At 70.2% G+C, this 879-nt stretch carries 1 protein-coding gene; it reads right to left on the reverse strand.

Annotated elements, in window-relative coordinates; translation table 11 throughout:
* Positions 1-554: 554 nt before the first annotated feature.
* Positions 555-879: IS3 family transposase (locus ACLF3M_RS35335; protein WP_430661703.1), on the reverse strand; the 325-nt coding region annotated here is incomplete at its 5' end.

An 879-nucleotide genomic window follows, 5' to 3' on the forward strand; every position in this document is an offset into this window, starting at 1 on the left:
CCCGACGCTGCCGGGGATGAATGAGCCGGCGGTGGAGATGCCGTACGATCTCGCGGAAGCGGTGCATGACATGGCGCTGGCCGCTGTCAGTGGCGACGCTGAAGCGGGGAGGTTGCTGCGATGACGGTCGGGGTCGAAAACGCGGTTGGTGGGCCCAAAGGCGCGCTCTCGATCTCGCCCCTCTATTGCGCGGCTGTCGCTTTCGCGCAACGAACGCCGTGATGGACGAGGTGGTGCGCGACGCGGCCGAGCACTCGTTCGCGCCGTGCAGGGCCTGGCGCTCGAGTAGCCGCAAGGCCGTAATGCAAGACGCCCTTCGCATCGCAACGATGCGGGCCGCAGAGTTGCGGCGTGGCGCGCCAGAGACGACGCGGGGCGCTTACGTCGATCGACTGCAGGAACGCACCGCATCAGCCCCGCCGTACAATGGTGTCAACGATGGACGCAGGATTGGTGCGGCTACCGCAAGCCGCTGCTGGCCGGCCATGAGGACCTGCTGCGCGAGCTGACCGCGGCCAAGCCGGGCATCACGCTCGCGGAGCTCCAGGGGGAGCTCACCCGGCGTGGGATCCGTGCCGGCTCGCTGACGACGATCTGGGCGACGCTGCACCGGCCCGGCCGATCCGACGGCCATGGGCGCGCAGTTCGGCATGCACCCGCGGGCTGCCGTAGCGGCCGCGGCTCGCCGCGTGGGCGGCCCGGATCTCGACGGCCAGGGCTCGGTCGGCAGTGGCCCGCGCGCGCTCCGCTCGGCTGGCCCAGGCGTAGTAGCCGCTGGGGCTGACGCCGAGCACCTCGCACATGACCGTCACAGGGAAGTCGGCGACGTTGGCCCTGATGAACATGTAGCTCACCTCCGGTCTGTCGCCTGGCCGAAGA

Origin of the sequence: Falsiroseomonas sp. HW251 (genome assembly GCF_050563545.1) — a bacterium.
Lineage (GTDB): Bacteria > Pseudomonadota > Alphaproteobacteria > Acetobacterales > Acetobacteraceae > Falsiroseomonas.